The organism is Nocardiopsis sp. NPDC007018, from assembly GCF_040635075.1.
In the GTDB taxonomy this organism is placed as follows: Bacteria; Actinomycetota; Actinomycetes; order Streptosporangiales; family Streptosporangiaceae; genus Nocardiopsis.
Window position 1 is genome coordinate 64584 of the sequence record NZ_JBEYHA010000023.1, and the last position, 24208, is coordinate 88791.

24 protein-coding genes are annotated in these 24208 nt (G+C 71.0%); 12 read left to right on the plus strand and 12 right to left on the minus strand.

Annotated elements, in window-relative coordinates; translation table 11 throughout:
- Positions 1-233 precede the first annotated feature (233 nt).
- On the minus strand, positions 234-794 hold the full coding sequence (locus tag ABZ635_RS15220; RefSeq protein WP_357764645.1) for a TrmH family RNA methyltransferase: 561 nt from the start codon (positions 792-794) through the stop codon (positions 234-236).
- A 197-nt stretch (positions 795-991) separates the two neighbouring features.
- On the minus strand, positions 992-1639 hold the full coding sequence (locus ABZ635_RS15225) for a methyltransferase (RefSeq protein ID WP_357764648.1): 648 nt from the start codon (positions 1637-1639) through the stop codon (positions 992-994).
- Positions 1640-1777: 138 nt separating this feature from the next.
- Here ABZ635_RS15225 and ABZ635_RS15230 point away from each other — a divergent pair, with 138 nt between their 5' ends.
- Both ABZ635_RS15230 and ABZ635_RS15235 read left to right on the plus strand, forming a co-directional pair.
- On the plus strand, positions 1778-2281 hold the full coding sequence (locus tag ABZ635_RS15230; protein ID WP_357764650.1) for a dsRBD fold-containing protein: 504 nt from the start codon (positions 1778-1780) through the stop codon (positions 2279-2281).
- Between the two features lie 300 nt (positions 2282-2581).
- Positions 2582-3844 carry an APC family permease gene (locus ABZ635_RS15235; RefSeq protein ID WP_357764653.1) on the plus strand — a complete coding sequence of 421 codons (1263 nt, stop codon included), beginning with the start codon at positions 2582-2584 and terminating at the stop codon, positions 3842-3844.
- A gap of 90 nt (positions 3845-3934) precedes the next feature.
- Here the strand turns inward: ABZ635_RS15235 and ABZ635_RS15240 are convergent, their stop codons facing one another.
- From ABZ635_RS15240 to ABZ635_RS15260, 5 genes are all read right to left on the minus strand, one after another.
- Positions 3935-4714, minus strand: coding sequence for an NUDIX domain-containing protein (locus tag ABZ635_RS15240; RefSeq protein WP_357764656.1), 780 nt, complete (start codon positions 4712-4714; stop codon positions 3935-3937).
- Positions 4711-5445: an HAD family hydrolase gene (locus ABZ635_RS15245; RefSeq protein WP_357764659.1), complete on the minus strand. Its 735-nt coding sequence runs from the start codon at positions 5443-5445 to the stop codon at positions 4711-4713. The genes ABZ635_RS15240 and ABZ635_RS15245 overlap by 4 nt, the downstream gene beginning before the upstream one ends.
- A 129-nt stretch (positions 5446-5574) precedes the next feature.
- Entirely contained in the window at positions 5575-6522 is a 948-nt protein-coding gene (locus tag ABZ635_RS15250) for a VWA domain-containing protein (RefSeq protein WP_357764661.1), read from the minus strand.
- Between the two features lie 88 nt (positions 6523-6610).
- Entirely contained in the window at positions 6611-7579 is a 969-nt protein-coding gene (locus tag ABZ635_RS15255) for a DUF58 domain-containing protein (protein ID WP_357764663.1), read from the minus strand.
- Between the two features lie 4 nt (positions 7580-7583).
- Positions 7584-8651, minus strand: a complete 1068-nt coding sequence (locus tag ABZ635_RS15260; protein WP_357764666.1) for an AAA family ATPase — start codon at positions 8649-8651, stop codon at positions 7584-7586.
- 185 nt (positions 8652-8836) lie between these two features.
- Here ABZ635_RS15260 and ABZ635_RS15265 point away from each other — a divergent pair, with 185 nt between their 5' ends.
- The 5 genes from ABZ635_RS15265 to ABZ635_RS15285 all read left to right on the plus strand — a co-directional run bounded on the left by ABZ635_RS15265 (position 8837) and on the right by ABZ635_RS15285 (position 14812).
- Positions 8837-9550 (plus strand): hypothetical protein, encoded by a 714-nt coding sequence (locus tag ABZ635_RS15265; protein WP_357764669.1) that lies wholly within the window; start codon positions 8837-8839, stop codon positions 9548-9550.
- 452 nt (positions 9551-10002) lie between these two features.
- Positions 10003-10770: a HipA family kinase gene (locus ABZ635_RS15270; protein WP_357764671.1), complete on the plus strand. Its 768-nt coding sequence runs from the start codon at positions 10003-10005 to the stop codon at positions 10768-10770.
- Entirely contained in the window at positions 10767-11195 is a 429-nt protein-coding gene (locus ABZ635_RS15275) for a DUF3037 domain-containing protein (protein ID WP_357764673.1), read from the plus strand. The genes ABZ635_RS15270 and ABZ635_RS15275 overlap by 4 nt, the downstream gene beginning before the upstream one ends.
- Positions 11196-11409: 214 nt before the next feature.
- Positions 11410-12666: a multidrug effflux MFS transporter gene (locus tag ABZ635_RS15280; protein ID WP_357764676.1), complete on the plus strand. Its 1257-nt coding sequence runs from the start codon at positions 11410-11412 to the stop codon at positions 12664-12666.
- Positions 12667-12808: 142 nt separating this feature from the next.
- Complete coding sequence (locus tag ABZ635_RS15285) at positions 12809-14812, plus strand: AMP-binding protein (RefSeq protein ID WP_357764680.1); 2004 nt, start codon at positions 12809-12811, stop codon at positions 14810-14812.
- A 51-nt stretch (positions 14813-14863) separates the two neighbouring features.
- Here ABZ635_RS15285 and ABZ635_RS15290 read toward each other — a convergent pair whose 3' ends face one another.
- From ABZ635_RS15290 to ABZ635_RS15300, 3 genes are all read right to left on the minus strand, one after another.
- On the minus strand, positions 14864-15511 hold the full coding sequence (locus ABZ635_RS15290; RefSeq protein WP_357764683.1) for a response regulator transcription factor: 648 nt from the start codon (positions 15509-15511) through the stop codon (positions 14864-14866).
- Positions 15463-16731: a sensor domain-containing protein gene (locus ABZ635_RS15295; RefSeq protein ID WP_357764686.1), complete on the minus strand. Its 1269-nt coding sequence runs from the start codon at positions 16729-16731 to the stop codon at positions 15463-15465. The genes ABZ635_RS15290 and ABZ635_RS15295 overlap by 49 nt, the downstream gene beginning before the upstream one ends.
- Positions 16732-16892: 161 nt before the next feature.
- Entirely contained in the window at positions 16893-17855 is a 963-nt protein-coding gene (locus ABZ635_RS15300) for a hypothetical protein (protein WP_357764688.1), read from the minus strand.
- A 249-nt stretch (positions 17856-18104) separates the two neighbouring features.
- On the opposite strand from ABZ635_RS15300, the gene ABZ635_RS15305 reads away from it, so the two are divergent.
- The 4 genes from ABZ635_RS15305 (at position 18105) to rnhA (ending at position 21566) form a co-directional block, all read left to right on the plus strand.
- Complete coding sequence (locus ABZ635_RS15305; RefSeq protein WP_357764715.1) at positions 18105-18548, plus strand: SMI1/KNR4 family protein; 444 nt, start codon at positions 18105-18107, stop codon at positions 18546-18548.
- A gap of 111 nt (positions 18549-18659) precedes the next feature.
- Entirely contained in the window at positions 18660-19325 is a 666-nt protein-coding gene (gene def, locus ABZ635_RS15310; RefSeq protein ID WP_357764691.1) for a peptide deformylase, read from the plus strand.
- A gap of 192 nt (positions 19326-19517) precedes the next feature.
- Positions 19518-20930, plus strand: a complete 1413-nt coding sequence (locus tag ABZ635_RS15315) for a PQQ-binding-like beta-propeller repeat protein (protein ID WP_357764694.1) — start codon at positions 19518-19520, stop codon at positions 20928-20930.
- Between the two features lie 162 nt (positions 20931-21092).
- Positions 21093-21566 carry a ribonuclease HI gene (gene rnhA / locus ABZ635_RS15320; protein ID WP_357764696.1) on the plus strand — a complete coding sequence of 158 codons (474 nt, stop codon included), beginning with the start codon at positions 21093-21095 and terminating at the stop codon, positions 21564-21566.
- 145 nt (positions 21567-21711) lie between these two features.
- Here rnhA and soxR read toward each other — a convergent pair whose 3' ends face one another.
- Together soxR and ABZ635_RS15330 are read right to left on the minus strand one after the other, a co-directional pair.
- On the minus strand, positions 21712-22182 hold the full coding sequence (soxR, locus tag ABZ635_RS15325; RefSeq protein WP_357764697.1) for a redox-sensitive transcriptional activator SoxR: 471 nt from the start codon (positions 22180-22182) through the stop codon (positions 21712-21714).
- A gap of 10 nt (positions 22183-22192) precedes the next feature.
- The gene (locus ABZ635_RS15330; protein WP_357764700.1) at positions 22193-22873 is read right to left on the minus strand and encodes an ABC transporter ATP-binding protein; all 681 of its coding nucleotides are present in this window, start codon (positions 22871-22873) and stop codon (positions 22193-22195) included.
- 247 nt (positions 22874-23120) lie between these two features.
- On the opposite strand from ABZ635_RS15330, the gene ABZ635_RS15335 reads away from it, so the two are divergent.
- Positions 23121-24104, plus strand: a complete 984-nt coding sequence (locus ABZ635_RS15335) for a DUF2332 domain-containing protein (RefSeq protein WP_357764703.1) — start codon at positions 23121-23123, stop codon at positions 24102-24104.
- Positions 24105-24208 lie beyond the last annotated feature (104 nt).

The following is a 24208-nucleotide window of genomic DNA, read 5'->3' on the forward strand; positions in this document are numbered from 1 at the left end:
GGCACACACCGCCTGGGTCCGCCCGTGGGCGGGGTTCCTACGAAGGTGCGCGCCCTTCACAGAAGGGGGCTCGTCGGCGTCTGGGTCACAGCATCCCTGAGGGATGCTGCTGGTACTTCGGGACGGGTCCACTGTTCCTCTCTCTGCGCCTGTGCGCGTCGGGTGTGAATGAAGTGGTCTGTGGTTCACAGGAGGGACGTCCGGCGAGGGGAAAAGATTCCCCTCGGGGGGGCTCAGCCTCCGACGGGCGCGTTGGCCTCGTCGTCGAAGGCGGCCCACTCGCGGCGGCGCGCCTCGGCGAGGGCGATCGACGTGGCCACGGCCACGTTGAGCGATCCGACCCGGCCGATCTGCGGAATGTAGGTGACGGCGTCGGCCCCGGTCAACAGGGCGGGGGAGCAACCGTGGTCCTCGGCGCCCACGGCCAGGCACACGTCCGGCTCCAGCGGCGCGGCGTGCAGGGGCACGGCGCCCTTGGCCAGCTCCACGGCCACGACCCGGTAGCCGTCCGCACGCGCGGCCGCCAGGGCCTCGGCGGTGCCCGACAGGCGGGTGTGCGGGACCTTCGCGCCGGTGCCCAGGGCGGTCTTGCCGACCTTGGGGTCGTCGGGGTCCGCGCTGTTACCGGTGAGCCAGAGCTGGTCCACGCCGAAGGTCGCGCACGTGCGCAGGATCGAGCCGAGGTTGTACGGCTGGGTGACCGACTCGACGAGAAGGGCCAGACGCCCCTCGGTGCGCCTGCGCCACTGGCGGTTCAGGCGTTTGACGTCCGTGGGACGCAACTGCGTGCTCAACTGCGGTGTGTTCCTCGAGGTGTGGGCCGGGCGGTCCGGCGTGGTCGGTACAGATTACCGGTCGGGGGTCGCGCGCGCACGCGTGACCCGGGACACATGATGGCGAGTTCGGACAAGGGGCGCGCCTCGGACGGCTCCGGGGCCCGCGGCCGCCGGGCGGTCCGGGCACGGCGCGACGCACACCGGGGTCACGGGGGTCAGGAGGCGCGGCGCACGGCCAGGACACGGAAACCGGCCCGGGAGGCCACGCGCTCCGCCGGCAGCCCCTGGGCGTCCAGCCACTTCTGGAGGGAGTCCGAACCCAGGTGGCGCTGGACCACCAGGTGCGCCACGCCCTCGGGGGTGAGCCGGCCCAGCCAGGTGCGCAGCATCGAGTGCAGGACGTCCTTGCCCACCCGGATCGGCGGGTTGGACCAGATCGCGTCGAAGGGCCCGAGCAGGTCCCCGGCCGAGGGGGAGCGGCCCTCACCCTGCTCCGGGGCCAGCTCGCCCCCCGGCTCCACCACCCCGAACCAGGCGTTGCCCAGGCCGTGGTCGTCGGCGTTGCGCCGGGCCAGGCCCACCGCCCGCGCGTTGACGTCCACCCCCAGCACGTGCGCCCCCGGGGCGCGCGAGGCAAGGGTGAGGGAGACGGGGCCGTACCCGCAGCCCAGGTCGAGCAGGCGCCCCTCCGAGGGCGGGGGCGGAACGGTCTCCAGCAGGACCCGGGTACCCAGGTCCACCCTGTCGGGCGAGAACACCCCGCGGTCGGTGCGCAGGCGCAGGTGGAGGTCGGGCAGGACCAGGTCGGCGGAGGAGGGCCGACTGGGGGCGCCCGGATCGGAGTCGAAGTAGTGCTGGGCCACGCCGTGACGCTACCAGGCACGGGACCGGTGAAGGGACGGCAAAAACCTCGCATACCACCGGGAACGAATGGGCCAACCCTCCTCCGGGAGCCGATTCAGCGCCGAAGATGGAGACAAGCGAGGTTTGTGGGGGAACCCATGCGAGCAGAGGTAGGAGACCGACTGGTCGTCGAGAGCCCGAAGGCCGACACCCACCGGCGCACGGGGGTGGTCACCCGGGTCCGGGGTGCGGAGGGGTCGCCGCCCTACCAGGTGCACTGGAACGGTACCGAACCGGGGCACGAGGCTCTGGTGCACCCGGGACCCGACGCGCACATCGAACGGCAGCCCGGACCGCGACCGGGCGGAGAGGGAGCGGATGCCATGCAGACGATGAAACGGTGGAACGTCGACGTGCTCGTCGCCGAGGAGAGCGAGGGCGACGCCGCCCGTACCTGGGCGGAGGTCGGACTGGTCGCGGACGACGGCACGGCCCTGCGCGGCCACGGGATGGCCCGCAAACACCCGACCGACCTGGACGTACCGGAGATCGGCGAGGAACTGGCCGTCTCCAGAGCACTGTCAGACCTCTCACGTCAACTGCGCCAGGTAGCGGCCGAGGACATCAACGACAACACGGGGACGCCCTGGCGTTCGATCTGACCACGGTCCCGCCGAGCGAGCGGAAACCGCGCGGTGGCAGGGGTCCCCGAGCGAGACCGGGGGCCCCTGCCCGTGCCCGCGCCGAGGCGGGGGCGCTCTCCGGCGGGTCCGGAACCGGCCGCCCCGGACCGGGGGTTCGCGCCCTTCGGTCACCGGTATCGGGCACACTCGGAAGTCGGGCACGCCCCTCGTCCCGCCCTCCGTGGTCCGCCGGCACCGGCCGCGCACTCCCGCGGACCAGGAGGGGGCCAGGCGCGCCCGCCGGTCGACGACCGGAGACACCCACCCAAGGAGACCCCGTTGGCCACCTCTTCCGGACCGCAGGCCAGACCCGCCCGGACGCTGGGAACCGTCGACGCGGCCGCCATCGGCGCCGCGGCGATGCTCGGCGCCGGTGTCTTCACGGTCTTCGCCCCCGCCGCTCTGGGCGCCGGAGCCTGGCTGCCCGTCGCCGTCCTCATCGCCGGACTGGTCGCCTACTGCAACGCGGTCTCCTCGGCGCGCCTGGCCGCCCGCCACCCCGAGAACGGCGGGACCTACGTCTACGGGCGCGAACGCCTGGGCGACCTGTGGGGCTACCTGGCGGGCTGGTCGTTCGTGGTCGGCAAGATCGCCTCCTGCGCCGCCATGGCGATGACCTTCGCCGCCTACACGCTGCCCGAGTGGCAGAAGCCGGTCGCGGTGGCCGCCGTGGTCGTCCTGGCGGCCGTGAACTACCGGGGGGTGCGCCGCTCCACCCTGGTGATCAAGGTGCTGCTCCTGCTGGTGCTGGCCGTCCTGGTCGCGGTGTTCGTCGCCATGCTCATGAGCGGGCGCCTGGCCGCGGTCGCGCAGGTGGACGGGCTGGGGCCCTGGCCGGGCTCCTTCGGCGTCCTGGGCGCGGCGGGGATGATCTTCTTCGCCTTCGCCGGGTACGCCCGCATCGCCACACTCGGCGGTCAGGTCCGCGACCCCGGAACCACCATCCCCCGGGCCATCACGCTCTCCCTGGGCACGGTGCTGGTCCTGTACCTGCTGATCGGTACCGGCCTGCTCATCGTGCTGGGCCGGGAGAAGCTCACCAACAGCCAGGCGCCGATGGCCGACGCCGTCCAGGTCGCCGGGTTCCCGATGCTCGTGCCGTTCGTGGTGGCCGGTGCGGCCGTGGCCAGCCTCGGCGCCCTGCTCCCGCTGCTGATGGGGATCTCGCACACCACCGCCGCGATGGCCTCGGACGGGCACCTGCCGCGGCCGCTGGCCGCGATGAGCGAGCGCCACGGGGTCCCGCACCGGGCGGAGGCGGTGGTGGCCGTCGTGGTGATCGCCCTGGTGCTGGTCGCCGACCTGCGGGGCGCCATCGCCTTCTCCGCCTTCGGCGTGCTCGTCTACTACGCCATCACCAACGCCTCGGCACTGCGGCTGGGCCCCGACGAGAACCGGCCGCCGCTGATCGCCCCGGTCGGCGGGCTGGTCGGGTGCGTGGTCCTGGCGACCAGCCTGCCCCTGCCCGTGGTCGGTGTCGGGGTGGTCGTTTTGGGCGTGGGCGCCGGTCTGTGGTGGCTGCGCCGCCACGTCCTCGTCTAGCGGGGTTCCGCGAGGAGGGGCCCCGCGAGCAGGGGACGCCGGGCGCCGGGCCCGACACCGGCCCGGCCCGCTCGGAGCGTACCGGTCGGCTCAGCCGCGGCGCCGGTGCCGCACCAGGAACTCCAGACCGCGTCGCGCGGTCGTGGACAGCGACAGCTCCGTCAGCTCGGCCGGGGTGAACCAGGCGCAGTCGGCCGTGGAGCCCGCCACCTCGACCACCCGGGGCGTGGTGGGCTCGGCCACGTGTACGTGGGAGAACACCCAGACCGCGTAGACGTCGGTTCCGGTGCTCTGCGCCCGGCGGTGGCTGGCCACGGTGATCAGCTCGCCGACCACGGCGGCCTGGCCGGACTCCTCCAGCACCTCGCGGCGCAGTGCGGCGCGCACGTCCTCACCGGTGTCCACACCGCCGCCCGGCAGGTGCCAGGTGCCGGCGGCAGGGTAGCCGTCGGCGATCAGGCTGAGCAGGACGCGCCCGGCCGGGTCGGTGACGATCCCGTAGGAGGCGAAGCGGCGCAACCGCGGGCGGGAGCCCTCTGGGGCGGGCTCCTCCTCGGCGGCCAGCGCGGGGGCCGGGGGCGTGAGCCCCTCCGTGGGAACGACCGAGGGCCAGGCCGCGACCAGCTGGGGCTCCGCGAACACGATCCGGTCCACGTGCAGGGCGCGCCCGCGCGGCAGGCTCACGGTCTCGGTGAGCACGTCGAGGGCCACCAGCGGGACGTCCTCGGGCAGGCCGCCCAGGCCCCGGGCCACGTCCTGGGGGTCCTGGCCGAAGAGCACGCGCGCACCCTTCAGGACCGGTCCGGCCGGTCCTGAGGTGATGAGGTGGACGGTGACCCTGCGGGCCATCCAGTCGTCGATGGAGGTCACAGCAGGCCCGTCGCGGCCACGCTGCTGGGAAGCCCCACCATGCGCAGGAGGCCGTCGAGGTCGGGGAGGGTGGTGACGCCCTCGACGGGCTTACGGGCCTGGCGGTCCACGATCACGGGCCGCATGCCGGAGGCGATCGCTCCGACGGCGTCGGACTGGATCTGGTCTCCCACGTGCCAGCAGGCGCCGGGCTCCACGCCCAGGCGTTGGGCGGTCGCGTGGAAGATGCGGGGATCGGGCTTGCCCGCGCCCACGGAGTCGGCGCAGACCACGGCGTGGAAGTACGGGGTCAGTTCCAGGGCCTGGAGCTTGGCGTGCTGGAGGGACTCCATGCCGTTGGTGAGCACGGCCAGGCGGTACCCGGCCGAGGAGAGGGCGCTCAGGACCGGGAAGGTGTCGGGGTAGACCTGCCAGGCGCTGCGGTGGGCGTCCAGGTACATGCGGTAGAGCTCGTCGCAGTGCTGGTCGGCGAGGTCGGAGTGGCCCGCCTGGAGGGCCAGGGCCCGGACGCGCTCGCGGCGCTGCTCGTCCAGGGTGAGTTCACCGCGCAGGTAGGCGCCGAAGGAGATCTCGGTCTGGGTGTCCCACAGGGCGCGGGCCGAACCGAAGTCCGGGTGGCCGAGTCGTTCCATGACCGTGCGCAGACCCACGGACGAGGCGGCGACGTCGTCGATGAGTGTGTCATCCAGGTCGAAACAGATCGCGGCCGGGAGAGCGGGTGTGTTCGGCATCGTTCCTCGAAGTGGGTGGGCATGACAAAACATGCCAACGCTAACCCGTTGCCGAAGAGGAAAAGGTGCAAACCCCACCTAAAGGGATGTGACCAACATCACTCGCATGTGCGATTGGAGCGCCTCCGGTCAGGGAAGACGTTGGAACCACAGCAGCGAGGTCAATGCCGTCGCCATCGCCAGCACGATGGCGACCATCACGAACCGAGTGACGATCTCCTCATGCACCGTCTCCGTACCCAGCGAGGACCCGATGTCCTCGTACACCTCGTTCAGCTCCGTCTCGCTCTCGGCCTCGTAGAAGTGCCCCCCGGTGTCCTGCGCCAGCCCCTCCAGGGCCTCCTTGTCGATGTCGGCGGGCACCTGGTAGCCGTCGATCTCGATCATCGCCGCACCGCTGCCGAAGGCGATCGTCGACACCGGGACCTCCTCCTCGGCCGCCTCGGACGACGCCTGGAGGATGTCCCGCCCACTGGTGTTCTCCCCGTCCGACAACAGCACGATCGCCGCGGGCGGCGGGTCCTCCTCCGCGTCCTCGTCGAAGGTGCGGATCGCCTCCAACGAGGCGAACACCCCCTCACCGATCGCCGTCCCCGGACCCAACCGCAGGCCCTCGATCGAACTCGTGACCGCCGCGTGGTCCTGCGTGGGCGCCGTCACCACCGTCGCCGTCGAGGAGAACGACACCAGCCCCACGTTGAACCGGTCCGGCAGCGTCTCCACGAACCCCTGGGCCGACTCCTTGGCCGCGCTCAGCCGGTCCGGCTCGATGTCGTTCGCGGCCATCGACAGCGAAACGTCCACCGCCACCATGATCGTCGCCCGCTCCCGGGGGGCCTCCACCGGCATCGCGGGCACCGCCATCGCCGCGATCAACACCCCCAACACCAACGTGAAGAGCACGGCGGGCACGTGTCGGCGCACGTCCGGCCGGTGCGGCGCCACCTGGTCCAACAGTTCCAGGTTGGTGAAGCGCACCGTGTACTCGCGGCGCTGTCGCTGGGCGAACACGTAGGCGCCCACGAGCAGCACCAGGACCAGCAGCCACCACAGCCGCTGCGGTTCGAGAAAGGTCATGACCGCTCCACGTCCCCCCTGCCCGTACCGGCGCGGGACCCTCCCGCGCCCGCTCCGGCGCCCCCGGCGTGGAGTCCGCCACGACCGCTCACCGCGGAACCACCGGTGTGCGCCGGGCCAGCCGGTGCGCGGTCCGGCGCTGGTCGATCACGAACCGGGCGGTGTCCAGGACCCAGTCCCGGTCCGTGCGCAGCACCAGGTGGTGCACCCCGCACCGGCGCAGCGCCCCCCGCACGGCGGCCCTTTGCGACGCGGCCGCCCGACGGTACCGTTCACGGACCGCACGGGTCAGACGCACGTCACGTACCCGCCCGGTGGCCGGATCACGCAGGGGCACGTCACCCACCTCCGGCACCTCCAGCTCGCGGGGGTCCACCACCTCCACCACCAGGACCTGGTGGCGGGAACCCAGCTGACGCAGGGGCCGCTCCCACGGCACCTCCCCGCCGAAGGCCGGTGTGTCCAGGAAGTCGGAGACCACCACCCGCAGACCGCGTCGGCGCCGGGTGCGCACCAGGTCGGACACGGCGTCCGCCAGGGTGGCGCGGTCGGTTCCCGGGGCGAACACGTCCCCCTCCGGGGCGGCCGCGACCGTCGCCAGCAGCGACAGCAGGGCCTCCTTGCCCGACCGCGCGGGCCAGCGCCGCACCTGCCCCTGGTGCAGGAAGTGCGCCCCGAACCGGTCGCCGACCCGCTGCGTGAGCAGGTTGGTCGCCACCAGGGCGCCCACCGCGACCTCCCGCTTGGACCGCATCCCCGTACCGAAGTGCATGCTCGGCGACAGGTCCAACAGGGTCCAGCTCTCCAGCTCGCGGTCGGCGACCACGTCGCGCACGTGGGGGGTGTCGGTGCGCGCGGTCACCGCCCAGTCCATGTGGCGCACGTCGTCCTCGCCCGGCATGTACAGCCTGGCCTCGGCCGCCTCCGAGCCCGGCCCCAGCCGCAGGCCCAGGTGTTCGCCGTGCAGCAGCCCGTCCAGACGCTGCACGATACGCAGGTCCAGCCGGCGCAGCGCGGCGCGCAGCCGGGGATCGGTACCGATGGAGCGCGTGTTCACGCGATCACGTCCGCGCCGCGAAGGAGGCGGTCTCACCCGAGGGCGGCTCGTCCCAGATGACCCTGGGGGCGGGCACGGTGGACAGGATGCGGTCGACCACCTGGGCGGGGGTGACCCCGTCGGCCAGCGCGTCGAAGGTCAGGACCAGGCGGTGGGCGATGACGTCGTGCGCCAGGACCCGTACGTCGTCGGGCAGGACGTAGTCGCGCCCCCGAAGCAGGGCCAGCGCCCGCGCGGCGGCGACCAGGCCCAGGGTGGCACGGGGGCTGGCGCCCACCTCCAGGGCCTCGCGCAGGTCGGGCATCTGGTGGTTCTCCGGCTCCCGGGTGGCCATGACCAGGCGTACGACGTAGTCGGCGATGAGCTGGTGCACATGGACCCGCTCGGCGTCGGCCTGGAGCTCGCCCAACGTGACCGGGTCCAGGACCTGGTGGGCGGTGGGCGGGGCCGAGCTCATCCGGCGCAGGATCTCCATCTCCTCGTGCGCCTTGGGGTGGTGGACGTTGACCTTCATGAGGAAGCGGTCCCGCTGCGCTTCGGGCAGCGGGTACACCCCCTCGGACTCCACCGGGTTCTGGGTGGCGATGACGATGAAGGGCGCGGGCAGGGGGTGGGTGGTGCCACCGATCGAGACCTGGCGCTCGGCCATGACCTCCAGCAGCGCCGACTGCACCTTGGCGGGGGCGCGGTTGATCTCGTCGGCGAGCACGAAGTTGGCGAAGACCGGCCCCAGCTCGACGTCGAACCTCTCGGTGGAGGGGTGGTAGATGCGCGTGCCCACGATGTCGGAGGGCACCAGGTCCGGGGTGAACTGGATACGGGAGAACGACCCGCCGGTCACCTTGGCCAGGGTGGACACGGCCAGGGTCTTGGCGATGCCGGGCACGCCCTCGATCAGGCAGTGCCCCTGCGCGACCAGGGCGATGAGGGAGCGTTCCACCATGCCCTCCTGGCCCACGATCACCGTGGACACCTCGTGCAGCGCGGCGCGCAGAAGCCGGGTCGGCTCGCCCGGAGCGCTCTCCGGTCCCGGCGCGGCGGCGGGGCCGTTCCCGGGTGGGGTCTGTGCCATGTCCCGTCCTTCCCGGACGCGGCGTCCCCGTGCGTGGACGCCCGTAAGGAGTAGGTTGTGGATCACCTGTGGCGACACTACCCGTTGAGGTGCTCTTGGGCCGGTAGACGACGCGAGACTGGGACGGGAACGGGCCGTGGCGCGGACGGGTGGCCGGCCGCGGAGTGTCGGAGAGGGGAAGAGCCATGACGGCGCCCACGAGGGGCCTGAACGACGTCGATCCACGTCAGCTCGGCGGTTACCGGCTGTTGGGCCGCCTGCACGAGTCGCGTCTGGGCGTGGTGTACCTGGGACGCGACTCCGCCGGGGAACGGGCGAGTGTGGCGATGCTCAACGACGCGGCGGGGATCGACGAACCCACGCGGGAGCGGTTCGCGCGCGCGGTGCGCGAGGGCGAGGGGGTGGCCGCCGCCCGTACGAGCGGGAGGTCGGCTCTGTGGGTGGCGGTCCCCTACGAGGAGGGTGCTCCCGGAGCGGGCCGGTTCCTGGAGGAGGCCGGGCGCGGCGGGCCTCTGGTGCCGTGGGGGCCGGTGGTGATGCCGCACTGGGCGGGGGAGCGGGGCGGTTCGGCGGTGCGCTGGGCGCCCTGGGCCGGTCACCGCGACACCCCCGTGGCCAGGGGCGAGGCCAACTGGTGGCTGATCGGCGCTCTGGGCGCCCTGCTGCTCCTGCTGTTGTTGTTGGTGTTCGCGCTCTACCTGTGGATGATGACCTTCCCGCCCCCGGAGATGCCGACGTCGGGCCAGCCCGAGGCGGAGCAGTCCGAGCAGGAGGAGGCCGAGTCCGAGCCGACCCCGCAGGAGGGGGAGGGGGAACCGGCCAGCCCGGTGCCGACGGCCCCGACCCCGGGGAGCGAGGGCGAGGGGGAGTGGGGAGAGGCCCCCGAGGACAACCTGTAGCCGCGGCGGGGGAGCGCACCCCGAGAGCGGGGCCTCGGGGTGCGGGGGAGGGCGGTGGGCCGTGGCCCACCGCCCTCCGTGCCGTGCGGGGGGCGTGGCCGCAGGGAAGGTGTCGCGGATCGGCCGGGAGGTTGCCATGGGGGAACCTGTTCCGCCTAAGTAAATCTACGTCGTAAAGGTGGCGCGGCGGTTCTGTCGAACCACACCGACAACAACACATTCGCGCGGCTACGCCGCCCGCCTCCCAACTCCTCCTCCCGGATCGGTTCGGCGTGTCGCGGCGGGCGAGGCCGGTATCTAGAACGTGTTCAGCCCTGTTTAGGAGTGCTGTCAGGGGTCCGCCCGACACCGGGGAGGGGTGGTCGGGGCCCCTCGGCTGCGTGCGGCTCAGCGGCCCCCGACTCGTCCGGCCCTGGCCACCGGGGCGGACGCGACCACCGGGGCGGGTGCCTATGCTGGCCACCGTGCTGAAAAAGGTGATCGCGACGCGGTACGTACTGCCGCTGCGCGAAGGAGGTTCGCTCCCGGGGTTGGTCGAGGCCGACGACCTGGGAATGTACGTCGTCAAGTTCGTCGGTGCCGGTCAGGGCCGCAAGACCCTGGTGGCCGAGGTCGTCACCGGGGAACTGGGCCGGGCCCTGGGGCTGCCGGTCCCGGAACTCGCGGAGGTGGAGTTCGACGCGGTCATCGCCCGCGGCGAACCCGACCCCGAGGTCCAGGAACTACTCAAGGCCAGCGGCGGGCCGAACCTGGGCATGGACTTCCTGCCCGGCTCCCTCGGGTTCGACCCGCTGACCTTCGAGACCGACCCGGAGTTCGCCGGCCGTGTGCTGTGGTTCGACGCCCTCACCGGAAACGTGGACCGCTCCTGGCGCAACCCGAACATGCTCGTGTGGCACGGCCGCCCCTACCTGATCGACCACGGGGCGACGCTGATCTTCCACCACAGCTGGTCCCACGCCGACCGCTTCGTCGCCCGCGCCTACGACGCCTCCGACCACGTGCTGTCGGGAGCCGCCCCCGACCTGGCCGCAGCCGACGCGGCTCTGGCCCCGCTCGTGGACGAGGACCTCCTGCGCGGGGTGGTCGGGATGGTGCCGGACGTGTGGCTGGAGGACGAACCCGGGTTCGTCTCGGCGGACGAAGTGCGGGAGGCGTACGTGAGGCACCTGACGGCCCGGGTGGCCGACCGTTCCTGGCTTCCGGAGGTGTCCTCGTGAGCGAGCGGTACACCACGGTGACCACCGGACAGGTGGGTGTGGAACGTGAGCGTGCGGTGTTCGAGTACGCGCTCCTGCGGGTGGTTCCCTGCCTGGAGCGCGGTGAGTGCGTCAACGCCGGGGTGATCGTGTACTCCCAGGAGCGGGCCTTCCTCGCCGCGCGCTCGGACCTGGACGAGGCCCGTCTGCTGGCCGTGCACGCCGGAACGGACGTCGACGGCGTGCGCCGGGCCCTGGCGGCCGTGGAACTGATGTGCCGGGGCGGGGCGGAGGCCGGGATGGCCGGTCGTGAGCGTCCGGGGCAGAGGTTCCGGTGGCTGACCGCTCCCCGGAGCACCATCGTGCAGCCCGGGCCGATCCACGGTGGTCTGACGCGGGACCCCGAGGCCGAGGTGGAGCGGCTGCTCGACCGGTTGGTGCGGTGACCGCGCGAAGGGCCGGAGCGCAGGGGAACGTGGCCCCGGCGTAAGGGACATCACAGGCACAGGGGTGGTTGGGTGGGGAGCGAAATCCTCCCCTTCGGTGTTGGTATGGAGTGGTCCATACCTGTGGACGCTCCCCACCACCCCCGATCCGTCGCGGTGCCGGTCCTCCGGCGTGCCGTCGTCCGGGTCGGCCCGTCCGAGAACTGGAGTGCCCTTGCAGTCCCCACCGTCCCCCTCCACCGCCCCCGCACAGGGAGACCGCCCCCAACCGACGCGGTCCCGACGCTCGATCGCGCTGCTGGTCCTGGTCCTGGGAGTCCTCACGGCCACCGGCCCGCTGGCGACGGACATGTATCTGCCCGCCTTCCCGCAGATCACCCGTGAGCTGGGGGCCACCGAAGGGCAGATCGGTCTGACCCTCACCGCCATCATGATCGGGATGGCCGTGGGGCAGCTGGTCATCGGTCCGATGAGCGACGCCTGGGGTCGGCGGGGTCCGCTGCTCGTGGGTGTCGCGCTGTTCACGGTGACGTCGGTGCTGTGCGTGTTCGTGCCCAACGTGTCGGTGTTCGTCGCGTTGCGCTTCCTCCAGGGGGTGGCGGGTGCGGCCGGTGCGGTCGTGGCCCGTGCGGTGGTACGCGACATGTTCCAGGGCGACGACGCGGTGCGGTTCTTCTCGCGGTTGGCGCTGGTGATGATGCTCGCGCCGTTGCTGGCTCCGCTGGTGGGCGCCCAGCTTTTGCTGGTGGGTCCGTGGCAGCTGAGCTTTTGGGCGCTGGCCGGGATGTCGGCGCTGAGTTTCGTCCTGGTGCTGCTGTGGCTGCCGGAGAGCCTGCCGGCGCAGGCCCGTCAGTCGCAGGGGCCGCGTCAACTGGCCGCCACGGTGTGGGGGCTGGTGCGTAACCCGAGGTTCGTGAGCCCGGTGCTGACGCTGGGGTTGAGCTTCGGCATGCTGTTCACCTATGTGTCGGCGTTCTCGTTCGTGTCGCAGAACGAGTTCGGGATCTCGCCGCAGACCTACGGGTGGTTGTTCGCGGTGAACGCGCTGGCGTCGATGGCGGGGACGCAGGGCAACGGTCTGCTGGTGGGTCGTGTGGACACGGCCCGGCGGTTGTTGCTGGGGCTGCTGCTGGCATTGGGCGCGGTGCTGACGCTGCTGGTGTTGGCGTTGACCGGTGCGGCCGAGCTGTGGATGGTGTCGGGGCTGTTGGCGCTGATGATGTTCAGCGTCGGTTTCATCATGCCGAACGCGACGGTGACGGCCCTGGACGGGCAGCCGGTGGCGGTGGCGGGGACGGCCTCGGCGTTGATGGGTTCGATGCAGTTCGCTCTTGGCGGGGCGATCGCGGCGATGGCGGGGATGACGCCTTCTGGCGAGGCCTCGTTGGTGAGCATGGTGGTCGTGATGGCGTCGGTGGCGGTGTTGTCGTTGCTGTCGTTCGTGTGGGCGGCCCGCACGAAGGTCCGATGAGCCCAGGTCTTGGTGGGTGTGTCCCCGGACGTCGAGGTTGCCGTTCGGTGGGGAAATGGGCACAGTAGGGCACAATTCCCCGACTGAGGCGGGTGGGGATCGTGTCGGGCCCGCCTACTGACGCGACAGAGGATGAGTGGGTATGGGCGAGGCCCCCGGTTCGTTGGCTCGAGAGTTCTCCGGGTTGAGTGACCTGGTCTACCAGGTGGCGACGACTGACGCGCACGCGCACGTGTTCTCCGTGTTGGAGGGGTGGGACTGGGAGCGTCGGACGGCGGGTGAGTTCGCCACGGACGTGACGGCCCTGGCGAAGGGGTTGGTCGCGGCGGGTATCGCCGAGGGGGACCGGGTTCTGCTGGTGGCCGACTCCAACTACGACTGGGTGCGTTTCGCGTTCGCCGTGTGGTCGGTTCGGGCGGTGCTGGTGCCGTTGCCGAAGGCGGTGTCGGAGGAGCGGATGGCGCACGTGGCGCGTGAGACGCGTCCGGCCGCCGTGGTGGTGGAGGGCGAGCGCCAGTACCGTGCGGCGGTGGCGTTGCAGCGTGAGCTGCCCGACCTGGGCCGGGTGTGGCGCTATGAGGAGGGCCTGCCGGTGGTGGCGGGTCTGGGGACGTACATGGACGCCACGGCGGTGCGGTTCCGGCGTGACGAGGTGGTGGCCGACGATCCTGCGGTGGTGCTGTACCCGATGAGTACGGTCTCGCGGCGGATGCGGGGCGTGGTGCTCTCGCACGGGGCGTTGCTGACGGCGGCGGCCGACCTGGTGGACCGCATGTGGCCGCGGTTGTCGGAGCTGGCTCCGGGGCGGGCGAGCGCGGTGCTGGATCTGCCGTTGTCGGAGATGTCGGGGCTGGCGTCCCTGGTGGCGTGCGTGGTGGGCCGGGTCCGGGTGGGGTTGGTGGCTCCGGGACGGTTGCGGCGTGAGCTGGACCGGTTCCGGCCGACGGTGCTGGTGTGCCGTCCGGACCTGTTCGAGCGGGTGCACGGTTCGGAGCGGGCTTCGGCGCACTCCACGGACTGGGACTCGGTGGGGACGTTCAACGCGGCGATGGACGCGGCGGTGTCGTTCGACCAGTCGCCGAAGAAGGGTGCCTGGCGGCGGTTGTCGCGGTCGATGTACGACTGGTCGTTCTCGAAGATCCGGGACCTGCTGGGTGGCCGGGTGCATCTGGCGGTGTGCTGGGGCGGCGGGTTGTCGGAGCGGTTGGACAGCTACTTCAACGGTGTGGGTGTGCCGGTGATGCAGGTGTTCGGTTCGCCGGAGACGGCGGGTGTGTTCGTGGCGAACGCTCCGGGTGAGCGGGTGGCGGGCACGGTGGGTCGGCCGTTGCCGGGCCGCGAGGTGTGGGTGTCGCCCGAGGGTGAGTTGTTCGTGCGGGGCGGTCCGGTGTTCCTGGGGTACTGGGCCGATGGTGAGGGGACGCGGGCGGCGTTCCGTGAGGGTTGGCTGGCCACGGGGGTGTTGGCCGAGGAGGACGACGAGGGGTTCGTCCGGGTGTCGGGGCGCTCGCGTCCGCAGGCGTCGGTGGCGGAGGTTCCGGGGCGGTTCGTGCGTCGGGCGCGGGTGCTGGAGGTGGTGACCGAGCCCTCGGCGGAGCCGGAGGCGGAGTCGCCGGTGGTGGCGACGGCGTCGTTGCCCGTGGTGGAGGAGCCGACGCGGGAGTTGGAGGTGGCTCCTGCGGTGGCGGCGGGTCCGGTGGGTGTGTCGGGTACGGGCGAGTTCGCGGCTGTGGGTGAGGGGTCGCGGGACGCCGAGGTGGTGGCGGGTTTCGAGGCGCGGTTGCGGGCGCATCCGTTGATCAGTCAGGTGTTGGTGATCGTGGAGGGGCGTCCGTTCGCGAGTGCGCTGGTCACGTTGGTGCGTGATCAGTTGGAGTACTGGCGTTTGGTGAACGGTCGGCCGTTGTCGATGGCGCCGGAGGAGATCGCGGGGGATCGTGATCTGCTGCGTGAGGTGCAGGGGTTGGTGTATGAGGCCAACCGGAGTGTTCCGCGGCATTTGGCGGTGCGGTCGTTCCACGTGTTGGCGGAGGAGTTCACGGTGCAGTCGGGGTTGGTGCGTCCGTCGGGTGAGTTGCGGCGGGAGGCGGTGCTGCGTGCGTTCTCGGAGGAGATCGACGGGTTGTACCGGGTGCGTCGTGAGTAGTGGTTGAGGTGTGGTGTGTGAGCCGCGGTCCCGGTGGGGGCCGCGGCTTTTCTATTGGCCGTTGAGGTAGGCGAGGACGGCGAGGACGCGTCGGCTGTCGTCGGAGGAGGGTGGGAGGTCGAGCTTGGTGAAGATGTTGTTGATGTGCTTGCTGATGGCTTTTTCGGTGATGTAGAGGCGTCCGGCGATGGCGGAGTTGGAGCGGCCTTCGGCCATTTCGGCGAGGACCTCGCGTTCGCGGGGGGTGAGTTGGGCGAGGGGGCCGCTCTGGTCCTGGCGGGCGAGGAGTTGGGAGATGACGGCGGGGTCCATGGCGGTGCCGCCGTCGGCGACGCGGCGGATGGCCTCGATGAACTGGTTGATGTCGAAGACGCGGTCCTTGAGGAGGTAGCCGACGCCTCCGGCGTCGTCGGAGAGGAGTTCGCGGGCGTAGAGCTGTTCGACGTGTTGGGAGAGGACGAGGATGGGCAGGCCGGGGATCTGGGTGCGGGCGGCGATGGCGGCTTGGAGGCCTTCGTCGGTGAAGGTGGGGGGTAGGCGGACGTCGACGACGGCGACGTCGGGTTTGTGGTGGGTGAGGGCGGTGTGGAGGTCGGGGCCGTTGTCGACGGCGGCGACGACGGTGAAGGTGTGGGCTTCGAGGAGGCGGATCAGGCCGTCGCGGAGGAGGGCAAGGTCTTCGGCGATGACAACGCGCATGGGATCTCCAGGGTGACGATGGTGGGGCCGCCGTGGGGGCTGGTGGTGTTCATGGTGCCATCGAAGGAGTCGAGGCGGCGGGCGATGCCGGAGAGGCCGCTTTCGGGGGTGGGGTGGGCTCCTCCTCGGCCGTTGTCGGTGACGGTGATGACGAGGCGTTGGCGGCCGTGGTTGATGTGGACCCAGGCGTGGGTGGCGTGGGCGTGTTTGGCGGTGTTGGTGAGGAGTTCGGCGATGGCGAAGTAGGCGGCGGATTCGACGGGGTCGGCGGGGCGGCCGTGGAGGTTGCTGGTGACGGTGATGGGGAGGTGGTGGGTGAGGGCGAGGGCGTGGACGGCTCCGTCGAGTCCGCGTTCGACGAGGACGGGTGGGTGGATGCCTCGGACGAGGTCGCGGAGTTCGGTGAGGGCTTGGCGGGTGGTGTCGCGTGCTTCGGCGAGGAGGTGTTTGGCGTTGTGGGGTTGGGTGTCGATGATGTGTTCGGCCATGGCGAGGTTCATGCCGAGGGCGACGAGGCGGGCTTGTGCTCCGTCGTGGAGGTCGCGTTCGATGCGGCGGATTTCGGCGGCTTGGGTGTCGATGGTGTCGGCGCGGCTGGTGGCGAGGTGGGCGACGCGTGCGGTGAGTCGGGCTTTTTCGGAGGGGGCGAGGATGGTGCGGGCGAGTTGGTGGTGGGCGTGTGTGGTGAGGGGGTGGAGGAAGTGGGCGAGGAGGAGGGTGAGCGTGGCGGGGATGAGGACGATGAGGGCTTCGGTGGGGGTGTGGGGGGTGATGAAGCCGTAGAGGTCGGTGGTGTGGCGCCAGAGGATGAGGGCGTAGAGGGTTTGGTAGAGGGCGTGGGCGTAGAGGGCGTAGCTGAGGAGGGCGAGGGTGGTGAGGAGGGGGGCTGAGGCGAGCCAGAGGATGTCGCGCCAGGTGGTGGGGTCGGTGAGGATGACGCGGACGCGGGCGTGGACGCCGGTGGGGGGCATGGGGCGGTAGGTGGCGGGGACGGGTTGGTGGGGGTTGAGGTGGGTGAGGGTGGTGCGTTGTGCGTTGGCGATGGTGCGCAGGGTGGTGGCGGTGAGGATGGTGAAGGGGAGGCCGATCCAGATGAGGGTGAGGAGGGAGGAGGCGAGGACGAGGGGGGTGAGGAGGAAGGCTGCGGTGTTGTGGGAGACGAGGAGGAGTGTGTAGGCCAGGGTGGTGAGGGGCCCGGGTGTGGGCTGGGTGGTGGCCATGGTGGTGTCTCCGGTGGTGGGTGTTGGGCCTTCCTTTCTATTTTGGGGGGCCGGGGTGGGTGTTGGCGGGGGTGGTGGCTCCCCTTGTGGTGGGTGTGGGTGTGGCCCGGGTCGTGGGACCCGGGCCTTTGTGGTGGGTGGGGTTGTTGGTGGGGTGGGTGTCAGGGCCAGCGCATGTCGGTGGCGGGGCCGAGGGTGGTGACGCGGGTGGTGGTGCGGGTGTCGAGGGCTTGTTTGAGTTGGGTCCAGGCTTGTTGGGGGGTGTTGTCGGTGTTGTTGCAGGTGCGTTGTTCGCAGGCGGTGTTTTGTGACATGGCGGCGGCGAAGCGGAGGGGGTCGTTGGTGTTGGTGTGGCCCCAGTGGCTGATGTTGGCCCATTGGCGGGCTTGGATGGCGTCGGTTCGGTAGATCTGGGGGATGGTGGCGACGGTGGGGTGGGTTCCTCCGGCTGCGAGGTGGACGTCTTTGAGGGTCCAGCCGTTGTTGCAGGTGCCGTTGCCGGTGGTGGGGCAGCCGTCGGCTGAGTTGGCGGCGTAGAGGGGGGTGTTGGTGGCGTTGGTGTAGGCGTTGATCCAGTCGTGGGCCCAGGTGGGGGTGGACCAGGAGGGTTCGGCGTCGATGGCGGCGGTGAGGGTGACGTGGGGTGTGGTGGTGGTGCGGGCTTGGTCGATGAGGGTGGCCCATTGGCGTCCGGCGGTGGTGCCGTCGATGCCGCCGTCGTCTTTGTTGTTGATGCCGAGGGCGAGGTGGGTGGGGGTGTTGGTGGTGGTGCAGTCGGTGTAGCCGCGGGCCCAGTGGTGGGCGTATTCGAGGGCTTTGTCGGTGTGGGTGCGGGGTGTGGTGGTGGCGGCGCTGGTTCCGGGTTCGCGGAGTCGGTTGTCCTTTTCTTGGGTGCCGAAGAAGAGGATGCGGACGCCGGGGGTGTTGGTTTTGGCTTGGGCGCAGCCGGCTTGGTGGGCGTGGTGGGTGGTGGCGTGGGTGAGGGGGACGTATTGGCTGGTGGTGTGGCCGGGGTAGGTGGTGGCTTGGCCGGGGTGGTCGGTGGCGTGTGCGGGTGTGGGGGTGGTGAGGGTGGCCGCGGTGAGGGCGAGGGTGGCGAGGAGGTGTGGTGTGGTGTGTTTCATGGCTTTCATTGTGCGCTTTGGGTGGTGTTGCGTGCACGCACGGTGACATCCATGGCGTTTTGTGGCATTTGGGACATGTGGCGCGTTGGTAGATGATGCGGACCGGCGGCGCGCGGGTGTGACCTGCTGGTCCGTGGGTGGGCGCATATGGGGTGTAGATGGTGATCTGTGACGGATGTGGGTGGGGATTCGGTGGATTTTCGGCGCAACTCGCCGACCACGATTTCCCGTGTCTTGCCACGACCTGTGATGATCGTGGGTGTGTGGCGTGAACTGATCCTGGAGATGTATCCCGAGGCCGATCTGAGCGATCCGGCCGACGAGGTGACCCTGGCCGAGGTCGAGAAGCACCTGATGCTGCCCCTGCCGTTCGAGCTGGCCTCCCTGCTGAGGGAGACCGACGGGGTGACCAACGACTACGGGGACGCGGTGGTGTGGAGCGCCCGCCGACTGGTGGAGGACAACCTGGCCATGCGCCGGGAGCCGGACTACCTGGAGCTGTACGCGCCCTTCGACGAGATGATCTTCTTCGGCGACTCCGACATGGGGCCGCAGTTCGCCTACGTCCACACGGACTACGGTCCGGGAATCGTGGTGTGGGACCATGAGAGCGACCGCAGGCGGCTCGTGGTGGTCTCACTGCGCGACTACCTGGCGCGGTGTCTCATCCAGGGCAACGCGTGGTTCCGCTAGGGCGGTGCCCACGGGGCGTGCGCCGGGGTGACCTGTCGGCTCGTGCTATTTTTCGTGGTTGGCGGCGTCGTGTCCGCCGTTTCCCCTTGAGCCCGCCCTGAGAGAAGGACCATGTCGGAGCAGTCCATGCCCGTGCCCGTTACCGTCGTCCAGGGCCGGGAGGTACCGGACTACCCCGCACTGGCCCCCGAGGCCGCCCGGGGCCGTGTCCTACGGATCACGGTCACCGGCGAGGAGGTCCTGCACCGGGTCAACGCCGACGTCCCCGCCTCCATGCTGGGCGGCGCCGAGCTGGCGCGGCTGGTCGACGACATGTTCGTGACCATGTACGCCGCCGAGGGCGTGGGGTTGGCCGGCAACCAGGTCGGGGTGGACCTGCGGCTGTTCGTCTACGACTGCCCTGACGACGACGGGGTCCGGCACGTGGGCCACGTGATCAACCCGGTCCTGGACGAGCGCGACCTGGACGACGCCGTGGTGGTGGAGAGCGAGGGGTGCCTCTCGGTCCCCGGCCCCCACGCCGACCTGGGGCGGGCCGAGCACGCCACGGTGCGCGGGCTGGACCGGGACGGCAACGAGGTGGTGCTCAGCGGGAGCGGGTACTTCGCCCGGTGCCTCCAGCACGAGACCGACCACACCTACGGCAAGCTGTACGTCGACCGGCTCTCGCTGCGCGAGCGCAAGCGGGTGCTGAAGAAGATGAACGAGATGGCCGACAACGTGTTCGCCCGGCGCGAGGAGCGCGCTCGGGAGCTGGAGCAGGAGTTGGCGGAGTAGTCCTCGGCCGCGGGGGTGTACCGGGTGGGTCCGGTACACCCCCGTCGTCGTGTCCGGGGCCGTCCGGCACGGGCGCGCCGTGGTCGTTTCCGGTGTCGTCGCCTCGTCCGTGAACGACCCGCGCCCGGGAGGCATCGCACCAGAGGACGCTCCTCGCCGCCGGGGCGGGGGCCGAGTGAGGGAGTGACCCACGTGACCCGTCCCGATACCGCTCCGGAGGGCGGCGGCTGCCAGCGCTGGTTCCTGGGGTGCCTGGTCGTTCCCCTCTGCGCGGTGCTGGTGCTCGCCCTGGTCCTGTTCGTCGGCAAGGGTTTCCGGGAGGGGCATCTCCTGCTCAACCCCGAGGTCGCGGGGAACACGGCGTGGTCGGTCGAGGGGCTCCCGGGGGAGGTCGTCGGGGGGTGGGCGAGCGATGCGGCGGTGGTCTACGCGACCGAGGACGGGATCACGGCCGTGGACGTGGGCGAGGGCGCGGAGCGGTGGCGGTTGGAGCCTTCGGAGGCCGTGTGCGCGATGGCCCAGGAGAGCCGTGGCGGGGTCGGTGTGTTCCTGGTGGAGGGGGAGACCGAGCCCGACGACGTGGAGGGTGAGGAGGAGGTGCGCTCCTGCGACACGGCACTGCTCGTTGACCTCGACAGCGGCGAGGAGGTCTGGCGGGCCGGTCCGCTGGCCGACGCTGAGGGGGCGCGGGCGGAGCTGCTGTTCTCGCGTGGTTCGGGTGTCGCGCACGTCGGTGACCGGGTCCTGGTGCGCGCGGGGGGTGAGCTCGTGGGGTTGGACGCCGCCTCGGGTGAGGAGTCGTGGCGGCGCGGCTCACTGAGGGCTGAGGGGGTCGCCTGTCCGGCCGCGGACTTCATGGACCGTGGTGAGGGGGAGGTCGTGGTGGTGGGGGACTGTGGCGCGGACGAGTCCGTCACCGTGCACGTGGTCTCCCCGGTGACGGGTGAGGATGTCAGCGCCTTCGCGTTCGAGCGTGGCAGGTCGGGTCCGAAGGTGGACGCGGTGGGGGCCACGTCGCTGGTCGCGGCGGAGCCGATCCATGTGCGGGTCGATCTGGGGCACAGGAGGGGGTTCGGGAGCGGGGGCTATGACCCCGAGGAGGAGGCGGGTCAGGCGCGGGAGCGTCAGCCCGTGCTGGCTTTCGACGACGACGGGCGCGTGCGCAACGAGTTGGTCGTCAGCGGGCTCTTCCCCGTGGGCGGTGGTGAGGCGAGGCCGTTCGTGGTGCGCGACGGTCTTCTCTATTCGAGTACGGATCACTCCAGTTGTTCGAACGAGGTGCGCGCGCACGATCTGGAGACCGGGGAGCTGGTCTGGGAGACGGCGTTGGGTGATCCGGGGGTGTCGGTGGTCGGGGTGCGTGAGGGGCGGCTGTTGGTGATGTTGGACGGGGTCGGGTCCTTTGGTGAGTGTCACATGCTTGGGCCGGGGTGGGACTGGCAGCTGTACGCGTTGGACGCGGCCACGGGTGAGGCTGCGCCGGTGAGTCCGCCGCTGCGTGCTCGGCAGCCGCGTGCCTCGGAGTTGTGGTGGGTTGGGGGCGGGGTGGTGCAGGTGGAGCGCGGTCTGACCGATCGGCCTCACCTGTTGGTCTCCTACAGGTGAACGGGTGGTTGGTCGGGGAGGGGGTGGAGGCGCCTTTGGTCGGGTTGGTCGTCCGTGGTGGCTGTCCTGTGGGCTCCATTGGTCCTGATTGGCACTGTAAGTGGCTCTTGTCATGTGGGGTGTGGCCTTTTCGTGACCCGTGGGGGCGGTAGATTGCCCGGCATGCACAACGGGGACGAGGTCGACCAGGGGTCGACGGAACGCGTGGTCATCTACACCGACGGGGCGTGCAGCGGCAACCCCGGTCCGGGCGGTTGGGGGGTGTGGTTGCGCTACGGGGCCCACGAACGCGAGCTGTTCGGCAGCGAGGCGCAGACCACCAACAACCGGATGGAGCTGATGGCGGCCATCCGGGCGTTGGAGAGCCTGACGCGCGACGTGCCGGTTCTGCTGCACACCGATTCCTCCTACGTCAGCAACGGCATCACCTCGTGGGTGCACGGGTGGAAGAAGCGCGGCTGGAAGACGGCTGACAAGAAGCCGGTGAAGAACGTGGACCTGTGGCAGCGTCTGGACGAGGTCGCCTCACGCTATGAGGTGGAGTGGAAGTGGGTGCGCGGACACAGCGGGGACGAGGGGAACGAACGCGCCGACGAGTTGGCCCGGCGGGGGCGTGACGAGGCTGCCGGCCTCTAGCACGTGTTGTGTGTGGCGGCGGTGTCCTGTCGGGGCGCCGCCGCTTCGTCGTGTGCGGGGCGGGCGCGGGACCGGGGGCCGTGCTGGCGGTGCGGGGGGCTTGGGTGTGGTCAGGGTGTGGCCCGGTTCCGGTGTGGGTGGGCGCTCAGGTGGGGTCCTCGTCCTTGAAGGTGTCGACCATGAGGCGGCGCGGGCCGGGGCCGGTGGAGGCGAGTTCGTCGTCGGGGTTGGAGAGCACGCAGGTGTCCAGGGACAGGCAGCCGCAGCCGATGCATCCGGTGAGGTCGTCGCGCAGGCGGATGAGTTGGGTGATGCGGGCGTCGAGTTCCTCGCGCCACTGGGCGGAGACGGCGGCCCAGTCGGTGCGGGTGGGGGTGCGGTTCTCGGGGAGTTGGTCCAGGGCCTCGCGGATGCGTGCCAGGGGGATGCCCACGCGTTGGGAGATGCGGATGAAGGAGACGCGGCGCAGGGTGTCGCGGCGGTAGCGGCGCTGGTTGCCGGTGGTGCGGCGGCTGTGGATGAGGCCCTGGCGTTCGTAGAAGTGCAGGGCGGAGACGGCGACTCCGGCGCGGTCGGCGACTTGGCCGACGGTGAGTTCCTTGGTGATGGGTGGCACGGGGGTCAGTTTAGGCGGGGGTGCTCTGGTGTGCGTACAGGCGTGCGTAGGCGCCGCCGCGCAGGAGGAGTTGGTGGTGGGTGCCGGTTTCGGTGGTGTGTCCGTGGTGGAGGAGGTGGATGCGGTCGGCGGTGCGGGCGTGGGCGGGGTGGTTGGTGAGGGTGAGGTGTGCGGTGGTGGGTGTGGGTCGGGGTGTGGGGGTGGTGGGTTGGTTGATCAGGAGGAGTCGGGCTCCGGTGCGGTGGGCGTAGAGGGTGCGGGCGTGGTGGATGTGGGGGGTGAGGGCGGGGTCGAGGTCGGCGGTGGGGGTGGCCAGGTGGCGGGGGTCCAGGTGGGTGGTGTGGAGGGCGTGGTTGAGGTGGGGGTCGTGGGGGTTGGGGTGAGTGTGGCCGGTGATGGTTTGGGCGAGGGTGGCGTTGGGGTGGGTGGTGTGGAGGGGGGTGTGGGTGGTGGCGTGTCCTGTGGTGGGGGTGGTGTGGTGGTGGAGGAGTTGGGTGAGGGCGTGGGCGGCGGTGGGGGTGAGGCCGACCAGGGCGATGTGTTGTCCGGGGTGGACGGTGAGGTCGAGGTGGTGCAGGAGGGTGGTTCCGGTGGGGTGGGTGAGGGACACGTCGTGGAGGGTGAGCAAGGGTGAGGTGTCGGGGGTGGTGTGGTGGGTGCGCCGTAGGTGGTGGCGGGTGGAGAGCCTCACGGGTGTCCGTTCGTGTGGGTGGTCGTCTCCTGCCTGGGACTGGCCCGGGCGTGTGAGAGTTCTCGTTATGTGTTCGTGTCCTTGGTCTCGTTGTTCAGGGTAGGGGCGGGCGAGTGAGGGCGGGGTCAACCTGTGGGGGCTTGTGGGGGTCTTGAGGTGTTCTTGAGGTAGGGGGTGCCTTCGGGGCGTGGTGGCGGTGGGGAGTAGGTTGCGCGGAACGCGGTTTGGCCGGTGAGGGAGGGGTGCGGTGGTGGAGGTGTCGGCGGTGGAGCGGGAGCGCGCTCGGGTCGCGGAACGGTACCGGTGGTTCGCGAGGAGTTGCGCCAACGGGGGATCGGCGCAGTACGAGCGGCTCGCGTTGGGGGTGGCCGGGGACGCCCGGATGCAGGACCTGGTGTTGTCCCTGCCCGAGGGGAACAAGCGTCAGCCGAACCTTCTGCTGGGGGCGGTGCGGTACCTGGGTGGGCCCACGGGTGAGTGGGGGGCGTTCCGGGACTGGGTGGTGGAGCACTGGGAGCGGGTGCGGGCGGTGGTGATGGCGCGGATGACCCAGACGAACGAGGTGCGCCGGTGCGCGACGCTGCTGCCGGTGCTGGCGGCCCTGGAGGGGCCGCTGGCGTTGGTGGAGATCGGGGCGTCGGCGGGGTTGTGCCTGTATCCGGACCGGTACCGCTACTCCTATGACGGGGGTGAGCCGTTCGGTGCGGTGGGGAGTCCGGTGGTGTTGGAGTGCCGTACGGCCGGGGCGGTGCCGGTGCCTGACCGGGTGCCCGAGGTGGTGTGGCGGGTGGGGGTGGACCTGAATCCGCTGGACGCGGCCGATGAGGGGGACGTGCGCTGGCTGGAGTCGTTGGTGTGGCCGGGGGAGCGGGCCGCGGGTCGGGTGGAGCGGTTGCGGGCGGCGGCGTCGGTGGTGGCGGCCGATCCTCCGGAGATGGTGGTGGGGGATCTGCGGGAGGTGTTGCCCGGGGTGGCGGAGCGGGTGCCCCGGGGGGCGACGTTGGTGGTGTTCCACAGCGCGGTGGCGGCGTATCTGTCGGTGGAGGGGCGTGGGGAGTTGGAGCGGTTGGTGGGCGGGTTGCCGGGGCACTGGGTGTCGAATGAGGGGTGGCGGGTCTTTCCGGAGTGGGAGGGGGCGCGGCCGGTGGCGGAGAACGACTTCACGTTGGCGTTGGACGGTCGGGTGGTGGGGTGGACGGGTGAGCACGGTCAGTCGTTGACCTGGCGGTGAGGTCGGGGCGGTCGCGGACGACAGTCGATGAGGTCCAGGAGACTCTCCAGGCCGTCATGGGTGATGCGCGTGGCGCCCGCCGTGAAGTAGCTGTTGCCGCCGGC

Excerpts from the sequence above, each read along its gene's own strand:
- def (WP_357764691.1), top strand. The coding sequence starts at position 18,660 with ATGTCGGAGCAGTCCATGCCCGTGCCCGTTACCGTCGTCCAGGGCCGG.
- ABZ635_RS15305 (WP_357764715.1), top strand. The coding sequence starts at position 18,105 with ATGATCGTGGGTGTGTGGCGTGAACTGATCCTGGAGATGTATCCCGAG.
- ABZ635_RS15250 (WP_357764661.1), bottom strand. The coding sequence starts at position 6,522 with ATGACCTTTCTCGAACCGCAGCGGCTGTGGTGGCTGCTGGTCCTGGTG.
- ABZ635_RS15270 (WP_357764671.1), top strand. The coding sequence starts at position 10,003 with ATGCTGGCCACCGTGCTGAAAAAGGTGATCGCGACGCGGTACGTACTG.
- ABZ635_RS15295 (WP_357764686.1), bottom strand. The coding sequence starts at position 16,731 with ATGGCCACCACCCAGCCCACACCCGGGCCCCTCACCACCCTGGCCTAC.
- rnhA (WP_357764696.1), top strand. The coding sequence starts at position 21,093 with ATGCACAACGGGGACGAGGTCGACCAGGGGTCGACGGAACGCGTGGTC.
- ABZ635_RS15285 (WP_357764680.1), top strand. The coding sequence starts at position 12,809 with ATGGGCGAGGCCCCCGGTTCGTTGGCTCGAGAGTTCTCCGGGTTGAGT.
- ABZ635_RS15300 (WP_357764688.1), bottom strand. The coding sequence starts at position 17,855 with ATGAAACACACCACACCACACCTCCTCGCCACCCTCGCCCTCACCGCG.
- ABZ635_RS15290 (WP_357764683.1), bottom strand. The coding sequence starts at position 15,511 with ATGCGCGTTGTCATCGCCGAAGACCTTGCCCTCCTCCGCGACGGCCTG.
- ABZ635_RS15230 (WP_357764650.1), top strand. The coding sequence starts at position 1,778 with ATGCGAGCAGAGGTAGGAGACCGACTGGTCGTCGAGAGCCCGAAGGCC.
- ABZ635_RS15265 (WP_357764669.1), top strand. The coding sequence starts at position 8,837 with ATGACGGCGCCCACGAGGGGCCTGAACGACGTCGATCCACGTCAGCTC.
- ABZ635_RS15260 (WP_357764666.1), bottom strand. The coding sequence starts at position 8,651 with ATGGCACAGACCCCACCCGGGAACGGCCCCGCCGCCGCGCCGGGACCG.
- ABZ635_RS15245 (WP_357764659.1), bottom strand. The coding sequence starts at position 5,445 with ATGCCGAACACACCCGCTCTCCCGGCCGCGATCTGTTTCGACCTGGAT.